This window comes from Sphingobacterium lumbrici, assembly GCF_006476045.1.
GTDB classification, from domain to species: Bacteria; Bacteroidota; Bacteroidia; order Sphingobacteriales; family Sphingobacteriaceae; genus Sphingobacterium; species Sphingobacterium lumbrici.
In genome coordinates this window covers 1-17459 of record NZ_SRZY01000027.1, presented here as the reverse complement: position 1 = coordinate 17459, position 17459 = coordinate 1, and the positions used below count along the sequence as shown (strand labels likewise).

Here is a 17459-nt window from a genome sequence, read left to right as displayed (position 1 = left end):
GAACTTTAAAAAAGTGTATTTCCTTTACTATAATTATTTTTTCCTAAGTGCTTATATGCTGCTTCAGTACATTCCCTTCCCCTTGAGGTACGCATTATGTACCCCTCCTGGATCAAAAAAGGCTCATATACTTCTTCAATTGTACCTTCATCTTCACCTACTGCTGTCGCTATCGTTTTCAGTCCTACAGGTCCCCCCTTGAATTTATCTATGATTGTAGACAGTATACGGTTATCCATTTCATCCAATCCATGCTCATCGACATTTAAGGCATTCAATGCATACTGTGCAATTGCTTTATCAATACTTCCATTTCCCTTAATTTGTGCGAAATCACGTGTTCGACGCAACAAAGCATTCGCAATCCGAGGAGTTCCCCGACTTCTTCTGGCAATTTCGAAGGCACCTTCTTCACTGATTGCTGTATTCAAAATACTTGATGAACGAAGTACAATAGTAGTCAACAATTTAGCATCATAGTACTGAAGTCTTGAATTAATACCGAATCGAGCTCTTAACGGAGCCGTAAGCAAACCTGAACGTGTAGTAGCACCTACCAAGGTAAAAGGATTCAAAGATATCTGTACGGATCTAGCATTAGGGCCTGTTTCCAACATAATATCTATTTTAAAATCCTCCATTGCGGAATACAGGTATTCCTCTACAACCGGGGATAGGCGATGTATTTCGTCAATAAATAAAATATCTCCTTCCTCTAAATTGGTGAGCAACCCCGCTAAATCTCCAGGTTTGTCTAAAACTGGTCCGGAGGTGATTTTAATCCCCACCCCCATCTCATTAGCTATAATGTATGATAGTGTTGTTTTCCCCAATCCCGGTGGCCCATGCAATAGTACATGATCAAGTGCTTCACCGCGGAGTCTGGCGGCTTTTACGAATATAGAAAGGTTCTCCAAGATCTTGGCCTGTCCAGTAAAATCCTCGAAATTTTGCGGACGCAAAACTCTTTCCAATTCTTTCTCGGTAGGATTTAGACGTTCTGGATTAGGATCTAGATTTTCGTTCATCTATAATTTCGTTATTTATATTTTTTGAACAAACTGTTCAATTTCAACTGTATTACACCAAAAAAAGCTTCCCGGAATATCTTTGTACTCATTTTAGAGACACCTAAGGTCCGATCAGTAAAGATGATAGGAATTTCCAAAACATTAAATCCATATTGTACGGCTTTAAATTTCATCTCAATCTGAAAGGCATATCCTACAAAACGAATTTCATCTAATTTTATTTTTTCCAATACTTTTCTATTAAAACAAACAAACCCCGCGGTTGCATCCTGAATATTCACCCTGGTAATCAGGCGTACATATACTGAAGCAAAATATGACATCAAGACACGGCTCATAGGCCAATTCACTACATTGACTCCTTTAATATAACGAGATCCTATAACCATATCAGCACCGTCAAGAGCCGTTTGTCGCAGTCGTATTAAATCCTCGGGATTATGACTAAAATCCGCATCCATCTCAAAAATATAAGTATAATCACGATTTAGAGACCATTTAAACCCATGAATATACGCAGTACCTAAACCTAATTTCCCCTTTCGTTCTTGAATAAACAATCTATCGGCATAATCCGATTTCATGAGTTTTTTTACCACTTCAGCCGTTCCATCTGGAGAACCGTCGTCAACGACTAGGACATGAAAATTAACAGTTAATGAAAAAACTTTGCGAATGATATTTTCGATATTATCAATTTCATTGTATGTTGGAATAATTACTACGCTATCCGTCACTATTTAAGTATTAAGTTGCAAACTTAGACAAACTTGATTTGATATGCAAATTTGCAAAACATCACTTAAACCAAGTATCCGTTCTCTCATCCGTTATACGAAATTGACCTACAGATGAAAGTTAAACATTTTAAATTCTTCTGAGAAGAGTTTTCTTCGCATGTTGATAAAAAGTCAATAAAGCAGCACTATATAGTTTTGTTTATAATTATTTTATTTAAACAAAAATAGCACCTGCAAGAAGGTGCTATTTTTGTCATTATTACATAATCTTAGTTTACACCATGCATCATTTTTTTCAACAAAGGATTCAACACTATAACGACCAAGCCTGCCACTGCAGGGATAATAGTAAATAAGAAAAAGAAATGACTTAAGGAGTAGTTTTCCTGAATCGTCTCTACTTGTCCTCCTAAAATTGCAGCTAATTTCTGAGCAATAGCAATTGCTAGATACCACATTCCAAACATAAATGCCAGCATCCTAGCCGGTACCAATTTAGAAACGTAAGACAACCCAACAGGAGAAATAAACAATTCACCTAATGTGTGAAACAAATAGGTTAACACCAGAAACAGCATAGAGATCTTCACACTGTCACTTGCTCCCAATGCCCCAAATCCAAGTATTAAAAAACCGATAGCCACCAAAATCAATCCAAAACCGTATTTGAATGCAGCCGAAGGATTATATTTGGATTCCCATATTTTCGACACAGAAGATGCTAATGCAATAATAAAGAATGAGTTTAATATAGAAAACCAAGACACCTTTATTTCAGAAATCTCTGCTGTAAATTCATTATATAGCATCCAAATGGCAGCTCCCCAAATTAATGCAAAACATAAGAACAATATAATATTCGATAAAGCAATTTTATTCCAAGTCGCTATTGCCAACTTGACCAATACCCATGAAATTATCATTAAAGGCACCACTGTCAATAATGTATTTACGATATTGAAGATTAGCAAGCTATTTCCAGAAAGTTCCCGATCCACATAATCCCTCGCGACTAATACTAATGAAGTTGCACCTTGCTCGAAGCTCATAAAAAAGAAAATCAAGAAGAATGCCAGCAAAATGACCCCATACATCCGTTCTCTGATTACCCGACTATATCTTCTAATACGAGATAACACAAGGTATAGGAATAGGATCAGTGCAATGATAATCATTATGTTCTGTCCTCTCAAAAAAGAAGTATCTAAAAATGCAAAAACATCCAATACATTATTTTTGGACAACGGATCATTGAACGCATATACGAAACCTATAATCCCAACTACAATCATTAAAAAAACATCTACTTTCGTAAACGCATTATAGGATTTCTCTCCTTCCTCTAGATCACTCTTTTTGTCCTGCTGTACGACATTTGACTTGTCCAAGACTCCTAAATTGCCCATAAGTGGTTTAGCCAGCCAGAATTGAAACGTACCCAATAGCATAAAAATACCTGCCAGCCCAAAACCCCAATGCCATCCGACAGTCTCTGCTAAATAACCACACAGCATCATTCCGAAAAAGGCACCTGCGTTAACACCCATGTAAAAAATAGTATAAGCGCCGTCTTTTTTTGCAGGTAAATATTTATACATTTCACCTAGTATAGCAGGCATATTGGGTTTAAAGAAACCGGTGCCAATGACTAGGCAACCTAACCCCAAGAAAAACATGATTTGGGAATTGAAAGCCATCGAAGCATGCCCAAGTGTCATGATCGCTGCACCAATTATCACTGCAGCTCTAGAACCAATAAACTTATCAGCAATTACACCTCCAAATATTGGTGTTATATAAAGTAGCATCGCATACGTTCCATATAAGGCACCAGCTTGTTCCGCGGTCCACCCCCATCCTGACATTGGATCGTTAAAAATAACAGCAGCAGTTAAAAATTGAATTAAGAGGACACGCATTCCGTAGAACGAAAAACGTTCCCACATCTCCGTAAAAAAAAGAACAAATAACCCTGATGGGTGTCCTAGCACTTTGGAGTCAAAAAAATGAGACTCCTTTACTTCACTCGTTTGATTCATATTACACATTATTTGTTCATGTCCTATCTCTTTGAGAAACACTTGTCTCACTTCATAATCAGACGCGCTTATTGCACCAATCTAAATATGACTTTTGAAAACATGAATATTACATACATTATTAATTTGAAAAGCGCTCGTTAAATAAACAAGCGCTTTTCATTATTTTTTTTAAATTATTTACTAATTAATACCGTGCATCATTTTCTTCAATTTCGGAGAAATCAATAACAAAATAATGGCAACTACCCCTGGAATAACTGCAAAAACACCAAAGAAGTGAGCCATAGAATAATTTAAGCTAATGTAATCAATAGCTGATCCTAACATACTTCCCGCAAAGTTAGCAATTGCTGATGAGGCAAACCATAGTCCAAAAATCAATCCTAATAATTTTTTAGGTGATAGTTTAGAGACATACGAAAGACCGACAGGCGACACACATAACTCACCTGTAGTGTGAAAGAAATAAGCCAAAATTAACCAAACCATACTTACAGAAGCTGTTTGAGCTCCTTGTGGAATATCCCTACAACCGTATGCTAATATAGCAAATCCAATACCTAATAGAATAAGTCCTAATGCAAACTTAATAGGTCCTGATGGATTCCATACTTTTTCCCACATCTTACTAAATACCGTAGCTAAAGTTATGATGAAAAACGAATTTAAAATTTGAAACCAAGATGCAGCGACTTCCGTTTCCAGAGCCATAAATTCCCTTTGAATTTTCCAAATACCTAAACCCCAGATTATCAACATACTGACAACTGTAAATATAATTGTCAATGGATAAGTAGAAAATATTTTTTTAGCTAATCCAAGCAACACCCAACTCACAATTATTAAAGGAAACAAAGTCAGGGCTGCATCTACCCATTTAAATGTTGTAGCGGCATTACCTTCTAATACACGTTGCGTATAATCAGCAGCAAAAATATTCATAGAGCCACCAGCTTGCTCAAAAGCCAACCAGAAAAAAGTACTGAATACAATTAATACACCGATAACGATCAATCTATCGCGCTTTACATTAGCAGGCATAGTATCTTCTTCAACTTGAGATGCCTTATCTTTATTAGGAGCCTCCCCGATGCGACCAAAATATCTTTGCGCAAAATAAAACTGAAGCATACCAAAAAACATAAAAATACCTGCCAGGCCAAATCCATAATGCCAGCCTATTTTTTCACCTATATACCCACACAATAGCATTCCTAAAAAAGCACCAGCGTTAATACCCATATAAAATATCGTATAACCCGCATCTTTCTTAGCAGAATTATCTGGATAAATCTGACCTACAATTGATGAAATATTTGGTTTGAATAGCCCATTACCTATAATCATTAACGCAAGACCTAAGAAAAAGAAGATAGAAGAAAAACCCTCTAATGCCATAGAAGCATGCCCTAAGGTCATAACAAGTGCTCCTAACAAAATTGCCTTTCTGTACCCTGTCAATTTATCCGCAATAATACCTCCTATAATTGGTGTCAAGTAAACTAAACCTGTATACCACCCATACAATTGTAATGCCTCTGCTCTAGTCCACTCCCAGCCGCCACTTGTTAATGAACTTACTAAGAACAAAGTTAACAATGCCCGCATTCCATAATAGCTAAAACGCTCCCACATTTCGGTAAAAAATAAGACAAAAAGTCCGGCAGGATGCCCCATTACCATTTTGTCATCGACCCCTTGTTTTGCCAGATGCTTAACTAGGGATTCATCATTTTGTTGCTCAACCATATACCTATTTGTTTATTATAATTTATCTGTTATTTTATTGGTTCAATTATTTTTTTAAGGCAAAGAAAAGATTTTTTTGGAAAAAAAAATAAATTATCCCAAAATATTTTCATTTATTGAAGTCCACTTCTACGTTTTTTATTCGGTTTCTGGGGGTCAATATACTGGCTTTCATCTCCTCCTTCAAAATTTTTAACTTCTATATCCGTTAATAATTTAAGCTTACCCTCTTTGGTAATTTCATACGCATCATACGATAGATCCGGTCCATAATATTTGAAATTACCTTTCAGGCTGGGATCAGCAGCCACCAAATTATCAAATTCAATCCTATTCAGTGTCCTATTATATTTTAAATACATTGTTGCTTGCCGCGTATAAGAAAATATACGTCTAGCTATTTTGGGATTTTCTAAAAAGACTGGCGCTCCTAGCTCCACTTGATTACCAGCTTTTAGCGTTAATATTTCTATTACTTTTTTAGTATATTCGGCATGATGCCCCTTCCATCCCAATAATACGTATTTGTTTTTACCAAGTGGAACAATATCATAATACTGTGCTCCATACCATTCTGTATTACTTAAAACAGCACTATCTACCGCATTGATTTCAAATGTTTTATCAAACAGGGGTGTTAAGCTAATTTGACCGTTTGCCGTTTTGTGCTGAATAGTCCCATAATAAAGATAAGAACCATCTTCTAACGGAACATTCCAAGTGAATATCTTGAAGTTATTATCTGGAGACGACAAAATCGCAATCATATTCAATTGCTCAAAAGAAAAGTAATAAGAGTTTGGTTCCTTTAAAGCAGACACTAAAGTCTTCACAAATTTGAAATTGTTATCAAGCCGTTCAGGTTCTGCAGAACTTCTAAACATTTTGGCACCCAACTTTACTAAACTATCTTGCCATACCTTCATCTTCTGACTATCTTGTCCAAAAGACGAAAGTATATTACAAGTGAGAAAAACACATAGTAAGCTTTTTCTTATCATACTTTATTGAAAACGTTCTAATAAAGCTTTTGTTGCTTTAATGCCGTCAATTTCGCTCAACGTACCACCTTCATATTCGATCCCTACAAAACCTTTATAACCCGCATTTTTCACAATTTTCATCATTTTTGCGTAATCAATATTAGCTTCGTTACCGTTTTCATCAAAATCATGTGTCTTTGCACTTACACCCTTAGCATAAGGCATCAGATCAATCACACCTTGATAACGATCATATTCGTAGAAATTACCAAAATCAGGTAAGCTACCGCAGTATTTGTTGCCAACAGATTTTAATACATCTGCCAGCCAGTCGCCATGTGAAGATATTCCGCCATGATTCTCTACAATGACATTTATTTTCGATTTTTTACTATAATTGGATAATATAGAAAGGCTTTCAACAACTCGTTGTTTCACTTCTTCTCTACTCCCATTACCACCCGCATTTACTCGGATAGACGTGCATTCTAAAAAACTTGCAGCATCAATCCATTTATAATGATTATCTACTGCTTGCGCTCTTTTTTGAGCATCTGCATGGCCTAGATCCCCTTCTCCATCTATCATAATCAGAACATTTTTCACCCCGTTATCTTTTGCTCTGTTATTCAAGTCTTTCAGATATGTCATATCTTTTGCTTTATCCTTAAAGAAAGAGTTGACGTATTCCACGCCGTAAATACCAAAATTTTTGGCTGTAAATTCTGGGAAATCAATATTCTTCAAATCACCTTTGTGAAGCGTACGGTGTAAGGACCACTCAGCCAACGAAATGTCAAACCATTTCTTTTTTGACGAAAAACCTTCTAACGACGGCATTAATACTACACCCGCTGTCGCCAATCCTAGGTTTTTAATAAAATCTCTTCTTGAATTCATTATTTATAGATTTATATATTAGATATTAGCCCATCCTGAAGTCAGTACATCCACAAGATGCATTGTCTTCATGGGAATTTTATGTTTATCGATATACGCTTGGAGCTGTAACAAGCAAGACCAATCCGTAGAAATGATATATTCAGCATGTACAGCTTGCGCATTTCTTACTTTCTGTTCCGCCATCGCTGCAGAAATCCCTTCGAACTTCACGGCAAAGGTTCCTCCAAAGCCACAACACGTTTCCTGATCTCGCATTTCTACTAATTCAAGTCCCCCAACGTGTGAAAGCAGACGTCTAGGTTCTTCCTTTATGTTACATTCTCGCAAACCAGAACAAGAATCGTGATAGACCGCTGTACCAACCAATTCAGCCCCAAAATATTCCATCTTTAATACGTTTACCAGAAAATCAGACACTTCATGAATCTTTCGTTGCACACCCCTGCACTTATTATGTTCGATCGAATTAGTAAATAGATCATTATAACCGTGCTTCACCATTCCAGTACAGGAGGCCGAAGGTGACACAATATAGTTATTTTCGGTAAAATTACTCAAGAAATTCGCCCCTACAGTCTTAGCCTCATCCCAAAATCCCGCATTATAAGCAGGCTGCCCACAGCATGTTTGTTCACTATTGTAGATCACTTCGCAACCAGCCTTTTGCAATAACTTCACGGTATTAAAAGCTGTGTCAGGATACAATTGATCAATGAAGCAAGGGATAAATAACTCTACTTTTTTATGCATAAGACACTAATTCTTCAACAATGTATTAAACTTTAATACTCTCCACAATAAAATGAACCCCAGCACAAAAAAGATAGAAAGAAATAATGCTGAATTGCGAATATTGTGTGTTAATTGTTCAATTATACCAAAAGTAAACAATCCAAACACAATCGCCAACTTCTCCGTAACGTCATAGAAACTAAAAAATGCCGTCGTATCTTCCATATCTTGTGGCAAGAGTTTGGAATAAGTAGACCTTGATAACGCCTGAATCCCGCCCATCATTAATCCTACCATAAAGGCAATACCGTAAAATTGGAATTCATTATTCAATAAATAAGCAGAAATACATATAAAAATCCACATCAAAACGACTACCAATAATACCTTAATGTTTCCATAGCGCTTAGCAAAGCTCGACATAAGGTAGGCTCCAACAATCGCCACTAACTGAATCAATATAATTGTTGCTATCAATTTTGTCGCCCCAAGATTCAAAACCTTTTCGCCAAAAGCTGCCGCTACAATCATAATCGTCTGTACCCCCATAGCATTAAAGAAATAAGCTGGTAAAAAGCGACGAATAGGCTCTATTTGCTTTATCTTTGATAATACCTGATTAAACTCATTTTTCACCTTATCAAAAAATACAACTTGCATATCACCCAGTAATGGTTTCGATTCGGGCAAATAAGTAAACGGTATCTGTGCAAATACCATCCACCATAGTCCTACAAGAAAAAACGAAAACCTCGCCGGAAAAGAGGCATCTATAATTCCAAACCATTCCGGCTTAAAAACAAATACAAAACAGATTAATTGAAGGGTTACGCAGCCTACATAGCCATAAGCAAATCCTTGCGCACTTACTCTGTCCTGTTGATCAACGGTAGCGATCAGCGGAAGATATGAATTATTGAAAGCTACACCACCGATATAACCCATTGCAGCAACTGCAAAAAACACAATGCTCAATTCCAACGTCTCAAGTTTGAAAAAAAACAGTCCCATACAAGCTAAAGCGCCTATATAAGTAAATAGCTTCATAAAAAACTTCTTCTTACCACCCAGATCTGCATAAGCTGACAAAAAAGGCAACGCCAGGGCCATAATTAAGTAAGCTATTGCCAATGCATAATTGGAAAGGACTGTGTTTATTACCTCAAAGCCAAAGAAACTTACGACATCACCTTTTTCTTTTGTTGTTGTGATCGTCGTATAATAGACTGGAAATATCGTAGAGGTGATGACGAGATTATACGCTGAATTTGCCCAATCGTACATTGCCCAGGAACGTACAAGCTTTTTTTCGTTCTTTTTAAAAATCCTCATTTTTTTTATTGATTGACGAAGATACCAATTGTTTTAGATTATTAATAGTTTTGACGAATGAAGGTCATTATTCGCACCATTTCTTGGCGCACCGGACGGACACTTCCTATATAATTATTATTCAAAAATGAAAAAGCGTACCTCCTGCCCTTACGCGTTACTATATAGCCTGATTGACAATATACAGCATGAATCGTTCCCGTTTTAGCCCAAACAAAAGGGACGCCCTGATCTAATGTGTAAGTCGTCTTTAAAGTTCCATCAATACCACCGGCTGGAAAGTAGTTAAATAATTGATTATAATCCAGAAAAATCTCCTTCACAGATAACAGTAATTCGACCATACTCCTCGGAGTTACCTTATTATATATTGATAAGCCACTGCCATCACGCAACTGTATAGAATCCGTAAACGATTTATAAAACTTGTCTTGCATTTCTGCACGCAATGAATCCGTTTGAAATTCTCGATACCTTATATTTGCTGCCACCATAGTAAGGTGTTCAGCTAAAAAATTATCACTAGGAAGCATCATTTCGCGCAAAACCACGTTTCTAGGTACAGAATAAAGTATTTTTGTGTCCAACGGCTTGCTGTAGTTATTCAATAGTGTAACTTGAATAGACAAAGTATCCGACAGTAAATCAACGAAAAGACTATCTGACCAACGAAACGGTTTACTCGAACGATAGGAAACACCGGGATTTAAATTCGTCAATTCGAAGGTATTGGAATGAATATCACGAACGATATTAAAATGTCGGGCAGATTTCTCCCGAATGGTTAGTTTTTGATTAAATAGTTTCGGAACAGCAATAATATCTTTCCCTAATGTGCTAAAGCGCACTAAATTACCATATATAGGAAATACAGCTATTTCGGGTTGATAATCATAAGCATAATCTTCAATAGACCATCCTTCCCTATAAAAGGGTTCAGCAGTTTGCCGGGGTACATAAAATAACTTTTTACCCGAAAATTTCAAGAAATTATACACCCTATGCGAGTCGAGGATAGGATGTAGAAATGTAGGATCACCCGTACCCCAAAATAATAAAGAATCTCCTTTTTCAATATACTCAATGCCGGGAATAGAATCTCCAATAATTTTTAAAGAGGCAAATAATGTAAAAACCTTTGCATTTGATGCTGGTGTAAAATGCTTGTCTTCGTTATTACCATAAACGAATCTATTACTATCCAGATCATACAAACTGAAACCGTAATAATGCTTATTCAGAACTGGCGAACCCTTAAATAGTTCTTGCAGCGCGTCAAAATTCTGTGCCTGTACACTTGGCACAAGAAATAGAAGCCCTATTAGATATATCGACACATTCTTCAAGAAATTATTCATGAATCCAAAATAGCTTTTTTTTGGATAATTGCGGTGTAACAATTAAAATTATTAAAAAACATATCCGTCATCTCTAGCGAACTTAACCACCTTATTCTGCCGATACCTCTTGCTTTCGTTGGGTATACAAACACGCATTAGCATCTTGTAATCGTTTACACAATGTTCAAAAGATTGGTTACTGGTAAAAAAAAGGCCTCCAAAAGTGAGGCCTATCTTCAATACCATTAAGTGTGGGTTGTATTATTATTTACCGGAATAGGATTTCTCCGGTAATTCCGTTCTAAAGGGGGCTTCCTCATCAAATTGCCCTTCCCATTTGGCTACGACTACCGTTGCTAAACAATTTCCGATTACATTAACTGAGGTTCTAGCCATATCCATTAGTTCATCGATACCTAATATAGCAGCGATAACGAAAGTTGGCAAGCCAAACTGATCTGCGGTCGCAATCAAGACGATCAACGAAGCTCTTGGAACTGCGGCAACTCCTTTTGAAGTAATCATTAAAGTAAAAGCTATAAGGAGCTGCTCTCCAATACTAAGATCTATACCAGCGGCCTGTGCAACGAAAATAGAAGCCAAGGACAGATATAAAGAAGTACCATCGAGGTTAAAACTATAACCAGTGGGTATTACGAAAGAAACTATCTTACGCGGCACTCCAAATTTTTCCATATTTTCCATAGCCTTCGGCAAGGCCGCATCCGAACTCGTTGTAGCAAAGGCTATGGAAACGGGCTCTTTGATGGCATTAAGAAATTGCTTAATGGGCACCTTTAGAAATAAAGCGATAGGTAATAAAATGAAGCCCAGAAATATCAATAAAGCGAGATATAAACTTCCCAGTAACATGAAGAGATTTTTGAGAATATCTACACCCAGATGTCCGACAGTATAGGCCATAGCAGCTCCTACACCTATAGGAGCAAATAACATCACAATATTTGTGAACTTGAACATTGCTTCCGACAGGCTTTCAGTAAAGTCAACAAGGGGCTTTCGTTTCTTCTCCTCTACCATAGCCAAACCTATCCCGAATATCACACCAAAAATAACAATTTGCAGCACCTTATTTTCATACACCGCCTTTACAATGTTTTCAGGAAAAGTATCTCTAATAAAAGCATTAAACTTGTATACCCAATGTACATCGGCATCTATGTGACTTAACGCCGTCTGATCTCCCACTGTCGTAGTGGAGGTTTGAGGTAGTTCTTCATGAGGCATGTGTTCCACATCAACACCCACTCCTGCTTTAGTTACATTGATTACAAACAAACCTATGAAAATAGCAAATGATGTAGCTGTAAAAAAGTAAAGCATAGATTTCCATGCCATTCGACCCACGGATTTCAAATCCGAATGCCCTGCAATACCAAATACCAACGTTGCAAATAAAATAGGTCCAACGATAGTTTTTACGAGCTTAATAAAACCTTGGCTTAGTGGTTGCATTGCGCGTGCCAGATCCGGAAAGTCTAATCCCACAAATACGCCTAGCACGAGACATGTCAGAATCCAGGTTGTTAAATTTTTGCGTGCTATTCCATTTAATATCAATACCAAAGCTGTAATCCAACGGACCCCCATCATAATTCGAGGACTTACGCCGAGCCAGTTGAACTCATAAAATATAGTGATTATAATTGCAATTGAAACTGTAATTAGGGTTACAAAACCGATTCGTTTTTTCGACATCTAGATCAAAATTTAAATTTATTCAGCAACAAAAATAGAAAAATAGAATAAAAAAAAGCATTATCCTCCTGAATAATGCTTTTTCAAAAATCTATATCTTGTTAATTTACTCCGCGTGCAACCAAGCTTTTTTAGCTAATAATTCTTCTTCAGATTCTACGACATCTTCGTCTTCCACACAACAATCTACCGGACAAACAGCCGCACATTGCGGTTCATCATGAAAACCAACACATTCTGTACATTTATCAGAAACTATATAATATACCTCATCAGAAATTGCAGCCTGCCCTTCATTTGCATCTAGCGTCACACCATCACCAAAATCAATAATACCTTCTAAAGCTGTACCCTCTGAAAACTTCCAAGACACACCAGCATCATATATCGCATTATTCGGGCATTCCGGTTCACATGCTCCACAATTAATACACTCGTCTGTAATTTTTATCGCCATTTATAACCTCACAATTATAATAAATAAACTAATTTTGTATTGCAAAGGTAGCACCTTCATTGTATACTACCAACAAAAAAGTATACAAAGTTAGTAGGTTATCTACTTATTTGACAATACAAAGATAAATCAAATATATATCAGAATAATTCTAAATAAAATATTTTGAAAAAGGAACTACGTATTCAAGCATTGTGCAAACTAGGAGAATGGATGCTCAATTTAGATGAACCTTCTCTTCATGCCATTCAAGTGGCTCATTATAAAAACCCCTGGTATACCGAGGAGTATATTTTAAAACAATTTCGGTCCCTTGGACAGCAGCTGACAGAGGAGAAGCTTAACAAATGGTTGTCGAACTATCCCGATATCGATTCTTCTAAAGTAGTAGGTCTTGTTTTGGCAGGCAACCTTCCATTGGTAGGTTTTCATGATATTCTGGCGGCACTCATTTCCGGATTTGTAGCACAAATTAAGGTATCATCTGATGATGCTGGATTAACGTGCATGGTACTTGACAGATTGACTCAAATAGAACCACTATTTGGCAATAAAATAGATTTAGTCGACAAGTTAGCCGATTACGACCTTATTATAGCCACTGGCTCAAACAATTCGGCGCGTTATTTCGAATATTATTTTTCCAATAAACCCCATATAATTCGTAAAAACAGAAATTCCGTAGCTATTCTTACAGGTGAAGAAAGTGAAGAAGATCTAAAAAAGGTGGGCTATGATATTTTTGATTATTTTGGTTTAGGCTGCAGGTCCGTTTCTAAGATATTTATTCCTTCAGGATATCCTATTTCAACGTTTTTTGAAGCGATTGAGCATTTCAATCAATCAAAAGAACATTTTAAATACAATAACAATTACGATTATAACAAATCTATTTATCTTATTAACGGCGAAAAGCACTTTGACAACGGTTTTTTATTATTGAAAGAAGATAAAAATATTGCATCTCCTTTAGCCGTTGTATTCTATGAGGAATACGATGACATTAAAGATGTCGTCACGACAATCAATAATTGCAGGGAACGTATTCAGTGCGTAGTAACAGAAGGATCTTTGGAACTAGAAGTTCCTGTTTTTCCTTTAGGATCAAGTCAGTGCCCCGCCCTAGACGACTATGCCGATGGTGTAAATACATTGGACTTTCTATTCGCTAATCAATAAATCTGAATTTATAGCGTTAGTTTCATAGTGAATCCATAAAAAATCCTAACTTTGCTGTTATGTATTTAATTAAGGTAAAAGGCGTTGCTAAAATTCCAGATTATGTGCAATTACGCGATGATTCGTTTACATTATTAGCATATTTTAGAGTAGATAGACCAGATAAATCGTTAGAAAAAATAGGTCTTGGAGACAAGATGGCATATATTATGGCAATCGTTAGGGATCTGCCATTTGGTCAAATAAAGAAAATCGAATTATAAAACATGGCAGAAAACACTGTAATTAAACTCAAAAATGTCGATATATACCAACAAAAACATCTCGTTTTGTCGCATGTCAACCTCGATATTGCAAAGGGAGAATTTATTTATTTGATTGGACAATCGGGTACCGGAAAAAGCAGCTTATTGAAAATCATCTATGGTGATCTATATATTGCGAATGGTGAAGGTATGATCGCAGGATTTGATTTAAAAAAACTCCATGAAAATGAAGTTCCATTTCTCCGTCGAAAACTAGGCATTGTTTTTCAAGATTTTCATTTACTAAATGACAGGACAATTGAAAAAAATCTAGAGTTTGCACTTAAAGCAACGGGTTGGACAGAAAAAGGAATGATTCAAAGCAGGATGCTGGACGTATTGGAAAAGGTAGGTCTACGTTCTAAATTAAAAAAAATGCCACACGAACTCTCAGGAGGAGAACAGCAGCGCATAGTGATTGCTCGTGCATTATTAAATAATCCTGAAATCATACTCGCAGATGAGCCTACCGGGAATCTAGATCCCTCCACTTCTGAAGAAATCGTCTTATTACTTCGTGATATTGCCGCTTCTGGGACATCTGTATTAATGGCTACACATGATTATCAAATTATTCGAAATCTTCCGGCTCGGATTATTAAAACTTCAGACGGCGCTTTACATGACAATGTAAGCATCTAATCAACTGACATAAAATCTTAAATCCGACAATTTGTAAGTACATTGACACCGTGTACTGACAGGGTGTCGTATATTTTATAATGGCAAAATTATTGAGAAATCTCAAAAAGCTTTTTAAGTATATTAACAATAGGGCGATGATGAACGAACAACAAGAAAATATCCACGAAGAGAATTTAGCACAGGAAGATACGCCGCAAACAGAGCAAGAAACGGTATCAAAAGAAGAAAAACTTACACAGGAATTAGCAGAATCAAACGACAGATATGCTCGTTTGTTTGCTGAATTTGACAATTACAAGAAACGTACTTCTAAAGAACGTATCGATCTTATTCAATCTGCTGGTCAGGGTGTGATTACTAAGCTACTCCCAATAATAGATGACTTTGATCGAGCACTTCATGCCATGTCTACCGCTCAAGATGTCGACTCCGTAAAGCAAGGAATTGAGTTGGTAAATTCAAAATTCAAAAAATTACTTGAAAACGAAGGTCTAAAAGAAATGGAAGTTTTGGGTCAACCTTTTGATGCAGAATACCAAGAAGCCATTACAGCTATCCCGGCGCCGGATGAAGATCAAAAAAACAAAGTATTAGATGTTGTGGAAAAAGGCTACTTTTTAAATGATAAAGTAATCCGTTTTGCAAAAGTGGTGATTGGACAATAACCTTAATATAACATGTCAAAAAGAGATTATTACGATATATTAGGTGTATCACGCACAGCGGAAGCTGCTGAAATTAAATCGGCTTATCGCAAGCTGGCGATTAAATTTCATCCGGACAAAAACCCTGGAGATAAAGAAGCTGAGGAAAACTTTAAAGAAGCGGCTGAAGCTTACGAAATATTGAGTAACCCAGAGAAGCGTTCACGTTATGATCAATTCGGTCATTCTGGCAACTCTGCTTCTGGATTTGGTGGAGGTGGGATGAATATGGATGATATTTTCAGTCAATTTGGAGATATCTTCGGTGGAGGAAATCCTTTCGAAAGTTTTTTCGGCGGAGGCGGGTCCAGAGGAGGAAGACGTGTTCAAAAAGGCACTAACCTACGTATTAAAGTAAAACTTACACTGGAGGAAATTGCCAACGGTATAGAGAAAAAAGTAAAGGTAAATAAGCAAATCCACTGTCAGACCTGTGACGGTAGCGGTGCTAAAGATAAATCTTCATTCCATACCTGTAATACCTGTGGAGGTGCCGGATCAGTAAGACGCGTTACCAACACGATATTAGGACAAATGCAAACAACCAGCACCTGTCCTACTTGTAACGGCGAAGGTGTTGAAGTGACGGCAAAATGTACTTCTTGTAAAGGAGAAGGACTCGTGCGGGGCGAAGAAACCATTACATTTAATATCCCTGCAGGTGTAAGCGAAGGCATGCAGCTATCTATGAGTGGGAAAGGAAATGCAGCTGCACGCGGAGGTGTACCAGGTGATTTGATCATCTTGGTAGAAGAGGTGCAGCACGAAACATTAAAACGCGATGGTATCAATGTCATTTATGACTTATACATCAATTTTGCAGATGCTGCATTAGGTACCAGTGTGGAGATTCCGACGATAGATGGCAAAGCTAAAATCAAAATTGAACCGGGCACCCAAGGAGGAAAAATCTTACGTCTTAAAGGAAAAGGCATCCCTGAAGTAAATTCATACCACAAGGGAGATCAATTGGTGTACATTAATATTTGGACACCAAAAGCTGTTTCTTCCGAAGAACGTGAAGTTTTAGAAAAATTAAAAAGTTCTGCCAACTTCAAACCTCAACCTGGAAAAAGCGAAAAATCATTCTTTGAAAGAATCAAAGAATATTTCGAATAAAATTATTTAAATTTTGTTTTAGAGGGTGGTATTTTGACTACCCTCTTTATGTAAACTTCATTTCCTAACTGCTGTGCATATAATGCAGAAGTTAGACTATTATAGCAACAAAGGGATAGGATCTTGTAATTGGATAGTAAAATTAATAATCTTTTCGTCCCTCTCGATTTGTAATTTTACTGTTTTATTTATCCCTGATTGTAATTTTTCTTTTATCTGTTCTAACGAAAGAGATTGGACAGATCGTCCATTTATTTTCAATAGCACATCCCCTTTCGCTACGCCAATTCGTCCGGCAGGAGAATTATCTCGTACACTATTTATTATAAAATTAGGTTTTAATTCAATTTTAGTATCCGGCCTATCAAGTACATATTTAAATAGTTTTTTATTGGGATTACCTTTGCTTGCATGAATTTGATAGAAAGCAAGCGCGATAAAATGTTGTCCTTAGTCGCCCAATGGCGCCAGAGTGGTCA

17 protein-coding genes are annotated in these 17459 nt (G+C 36.8%); 5 read left to right on the top strand and 12 right to left on the bottom strand.

All coding sequences use genetic code 11. The features are described 5' to 3' along the window. Window positions 1-5: 5 nt before the first annotated feature. The 11 genes from ruvB to E4F24_RS07790 all read right to left on the bottom strand — a co-directional run bounded on the left by ruvB (window position 6) and on the right by E4F24_RS07790 (window position 13028). Complete coding sequence (ruvB, locus tag E4F24_RS07840; protein ID WP_140938141.1) at window positions 6-1028, bottom strand: Holliday junction branch migration DNA helicase RuvB; 1023 nt, start codon at window positions 1026-1028, stop codon at window positions 6-8. Between the two features lie 11 nt (window positions 1029-1039). Next, window positions 1040-1768 carry a polyprenol monophosphomannose synthase gene (locus tag E4F24_RS07835; protein WP_140938140.1) on the bottom strand — a complete coding sequence of 243 codons (729 nt, stop codon included), beginning with the start codon at window positions 1766-1768 and terminating at the stop codon, window positions 1040-1042. A gap of 272 nt (window positions 1769-2040) precedes the next feature. After that, window positions 2041-3810 (bottom strand): peptide MFS transporter, encoded by a 1770-nt coding sequence (locus tag E4F24_RS07830; protein WP_235891178.1) that lies wholly within the window; start codon window positions 3808-3810, stop codon window positions 2041-2043. Window positions 3811-3993: 183 nt separating this feature from the next. Then, entirely contained in the window at window positions 3994-5562 is a 1569-nt protein-coding gene (locus E4F24_RS07825) for a peptide MFS transporter (protein WP_140938138.1), read from the bottom strand. A gap of 113 nt (window positions 5563-5675) precedes the next feature. Continuing rightward, window positions 5676-6563 carry a hypothetical protein gene (locus tag E4F24_RS07820; protein WP_140938137.1) on the bottom strand — a complete coding sequence of 296 codons (888 nt, stop codon included), beginning with the start codon at window positions 6561-6563 and terminating at the stop codon, window positions 5676-5678. A gap of 3 nt (window positions 6564-6566) precedes the next feature. Beyond that, window positions 6567-7445, bottom strand: a complete 879-nt coding sequence (locus tag E4F24_RS07815) for a sugar phosphate isomerase/epimerase family protein (RefSeq protein WP_140938136.1) — start codon at window positions 7443-7445, stop codon at window positions 6567-6569. Between the two features lie 18 nt (window positions 7446-7463). Beyond that, entirely contained in the window at window positions 7464-8198 is a 735-nt protein-coding gene (locus tag E4F24_RS07810; protein WP_140938135.1) for a (Fe-S)-binding protein, read from the bottom strand. Window positions 8199-8204: 6 nt separating this feature from the next. Continuing rightward, the gene (locus E4F24_RS07805) at window positions 8205-9512 is read right to left on the bottom strand and encodes an MFS transporter (RefSeq protein ID WP_140938134.1); all 1308 of its coding nucleotides are present in this window, start codon (window positions 9510-9512) and stop codon (window positions 8205-8207) included. 41 nt (window positions 9513-9553) lie between these two features. Next, window positions 9554-10870, bottom strand: coding sequence for a D-alanyl-D-alanine carboxypeptidase (locus E4F24_RS07800; protein ID WP_140938133.1), 1317 nt, complete (start codon window positions 10868-10870; stop codon window positions 9554-9556). 246 nt (window positions 10871-11116) lie between these two features. Continuing rightward, complete coding sequence (locus E4F24_RS07795; RefSeq protein WP_140938132.1) at window positions 11117-12571, bottom strand: dicarboxylate/amino acid:cation symporter; 1455 nt, start codon at window positions 12569-12571, stop codon at window positions 11117-11119. Between the two features lie 106 nt (window positions 12572-12677). Further along, window positions 12678-13028: a 4Fe-4S dicluster domain-containing protein gene (locus tag E4F24_RS07790; RefSeq protein ID WP_140938131.1), complete on the bottom strand. Its 351-nt coding sequence runs from the start codon at window positions 13026-13028 to the stop codon at window positions 12678-12680. A gap of 165 nt (window positions 13029-13193) precedes the next feature. Between E4F24_RS07790 and E4F24_RS07785 the strand changes: the two genes are divergently transcribed. From E4F24_RS07785 to dnaJ, 5 genes are all read left to right on the top strand, one after another. Continuing rightward, complete coding sequence (locus E4F24_RS07785; RefSeq protein ID WP_140938130.1) at window positions 13194-14207, top strand: acyl-CoA reductase; 1014 nt, start codon at window positions 13194-13196, stop codon at window positions 14205-14207. Between the two features lie 59 nt (window positions 14208-14266). Continuing rightward, on the top strand, window positions 14267-14470 hold the full coding sequence (locus E4F24_RS07780) for a fructose-6-phosphate aldolase (RefSeq protein ID WP_140938129.1): 204 nt from the start codon (window positions 14267-14269) through the stop codon (window positions 14468-14470). 3 nt (window positions 14471-14473) lie between these two features. Next, window positions 14474-15154 carry a cell division ATP-binding protein FtsE gene (locus E4F24_RS07775; protein ID WP_140938128.1) on the top strand — a complete coding sequence of 227 codons (681 nt, stop codon included), beginning with the start codon at window positions 14474-14476 and terminating at the stop codon, window positions 15152-15154. An 80-nt stretch (window positions 15155-15234) separates the two neighbouring features. After that, window positions 15235-15822, top strand: a complete 588-nt coding sequence (locus tag E4F24_RS07770; RefSeq protein ID WP_235891177.1) for a nucleotide exchange factor GrpE — start codon at window positions 15235-15237, stop codon at window positions 15820-15822. A gap of 12 nt (window positions 15823-15834) precedes the next feature. After that, the gene (gene dnaJ, locus E4F24_RS07765; RefSeq protein ID WP_140938127.1) at window positions 15835-16980 is read left to right on the top strand and encodes a molecular chaperone DnaJ; all 1146 of its coding nucleotides are present in this window, start codon (window positions 15835-15837) and stop codon (window positions 16978-16980) included. 99 nt (window positions 16981-17079) lie between these two features. Here dnaJ and E4F24_RS14140 read toward each other — a convergent pair whose 3' ends face one another. After that, entirely contained in the window at window positions 17080-17328 is a 249-nt protein-coding gene (locus E4F24_RS14140) for a PDZ domain-containing protein (protein WP_394344458.1), read from the bottom strand. Window positions 17329-17459: the final 131 nt, after the last annotated feature.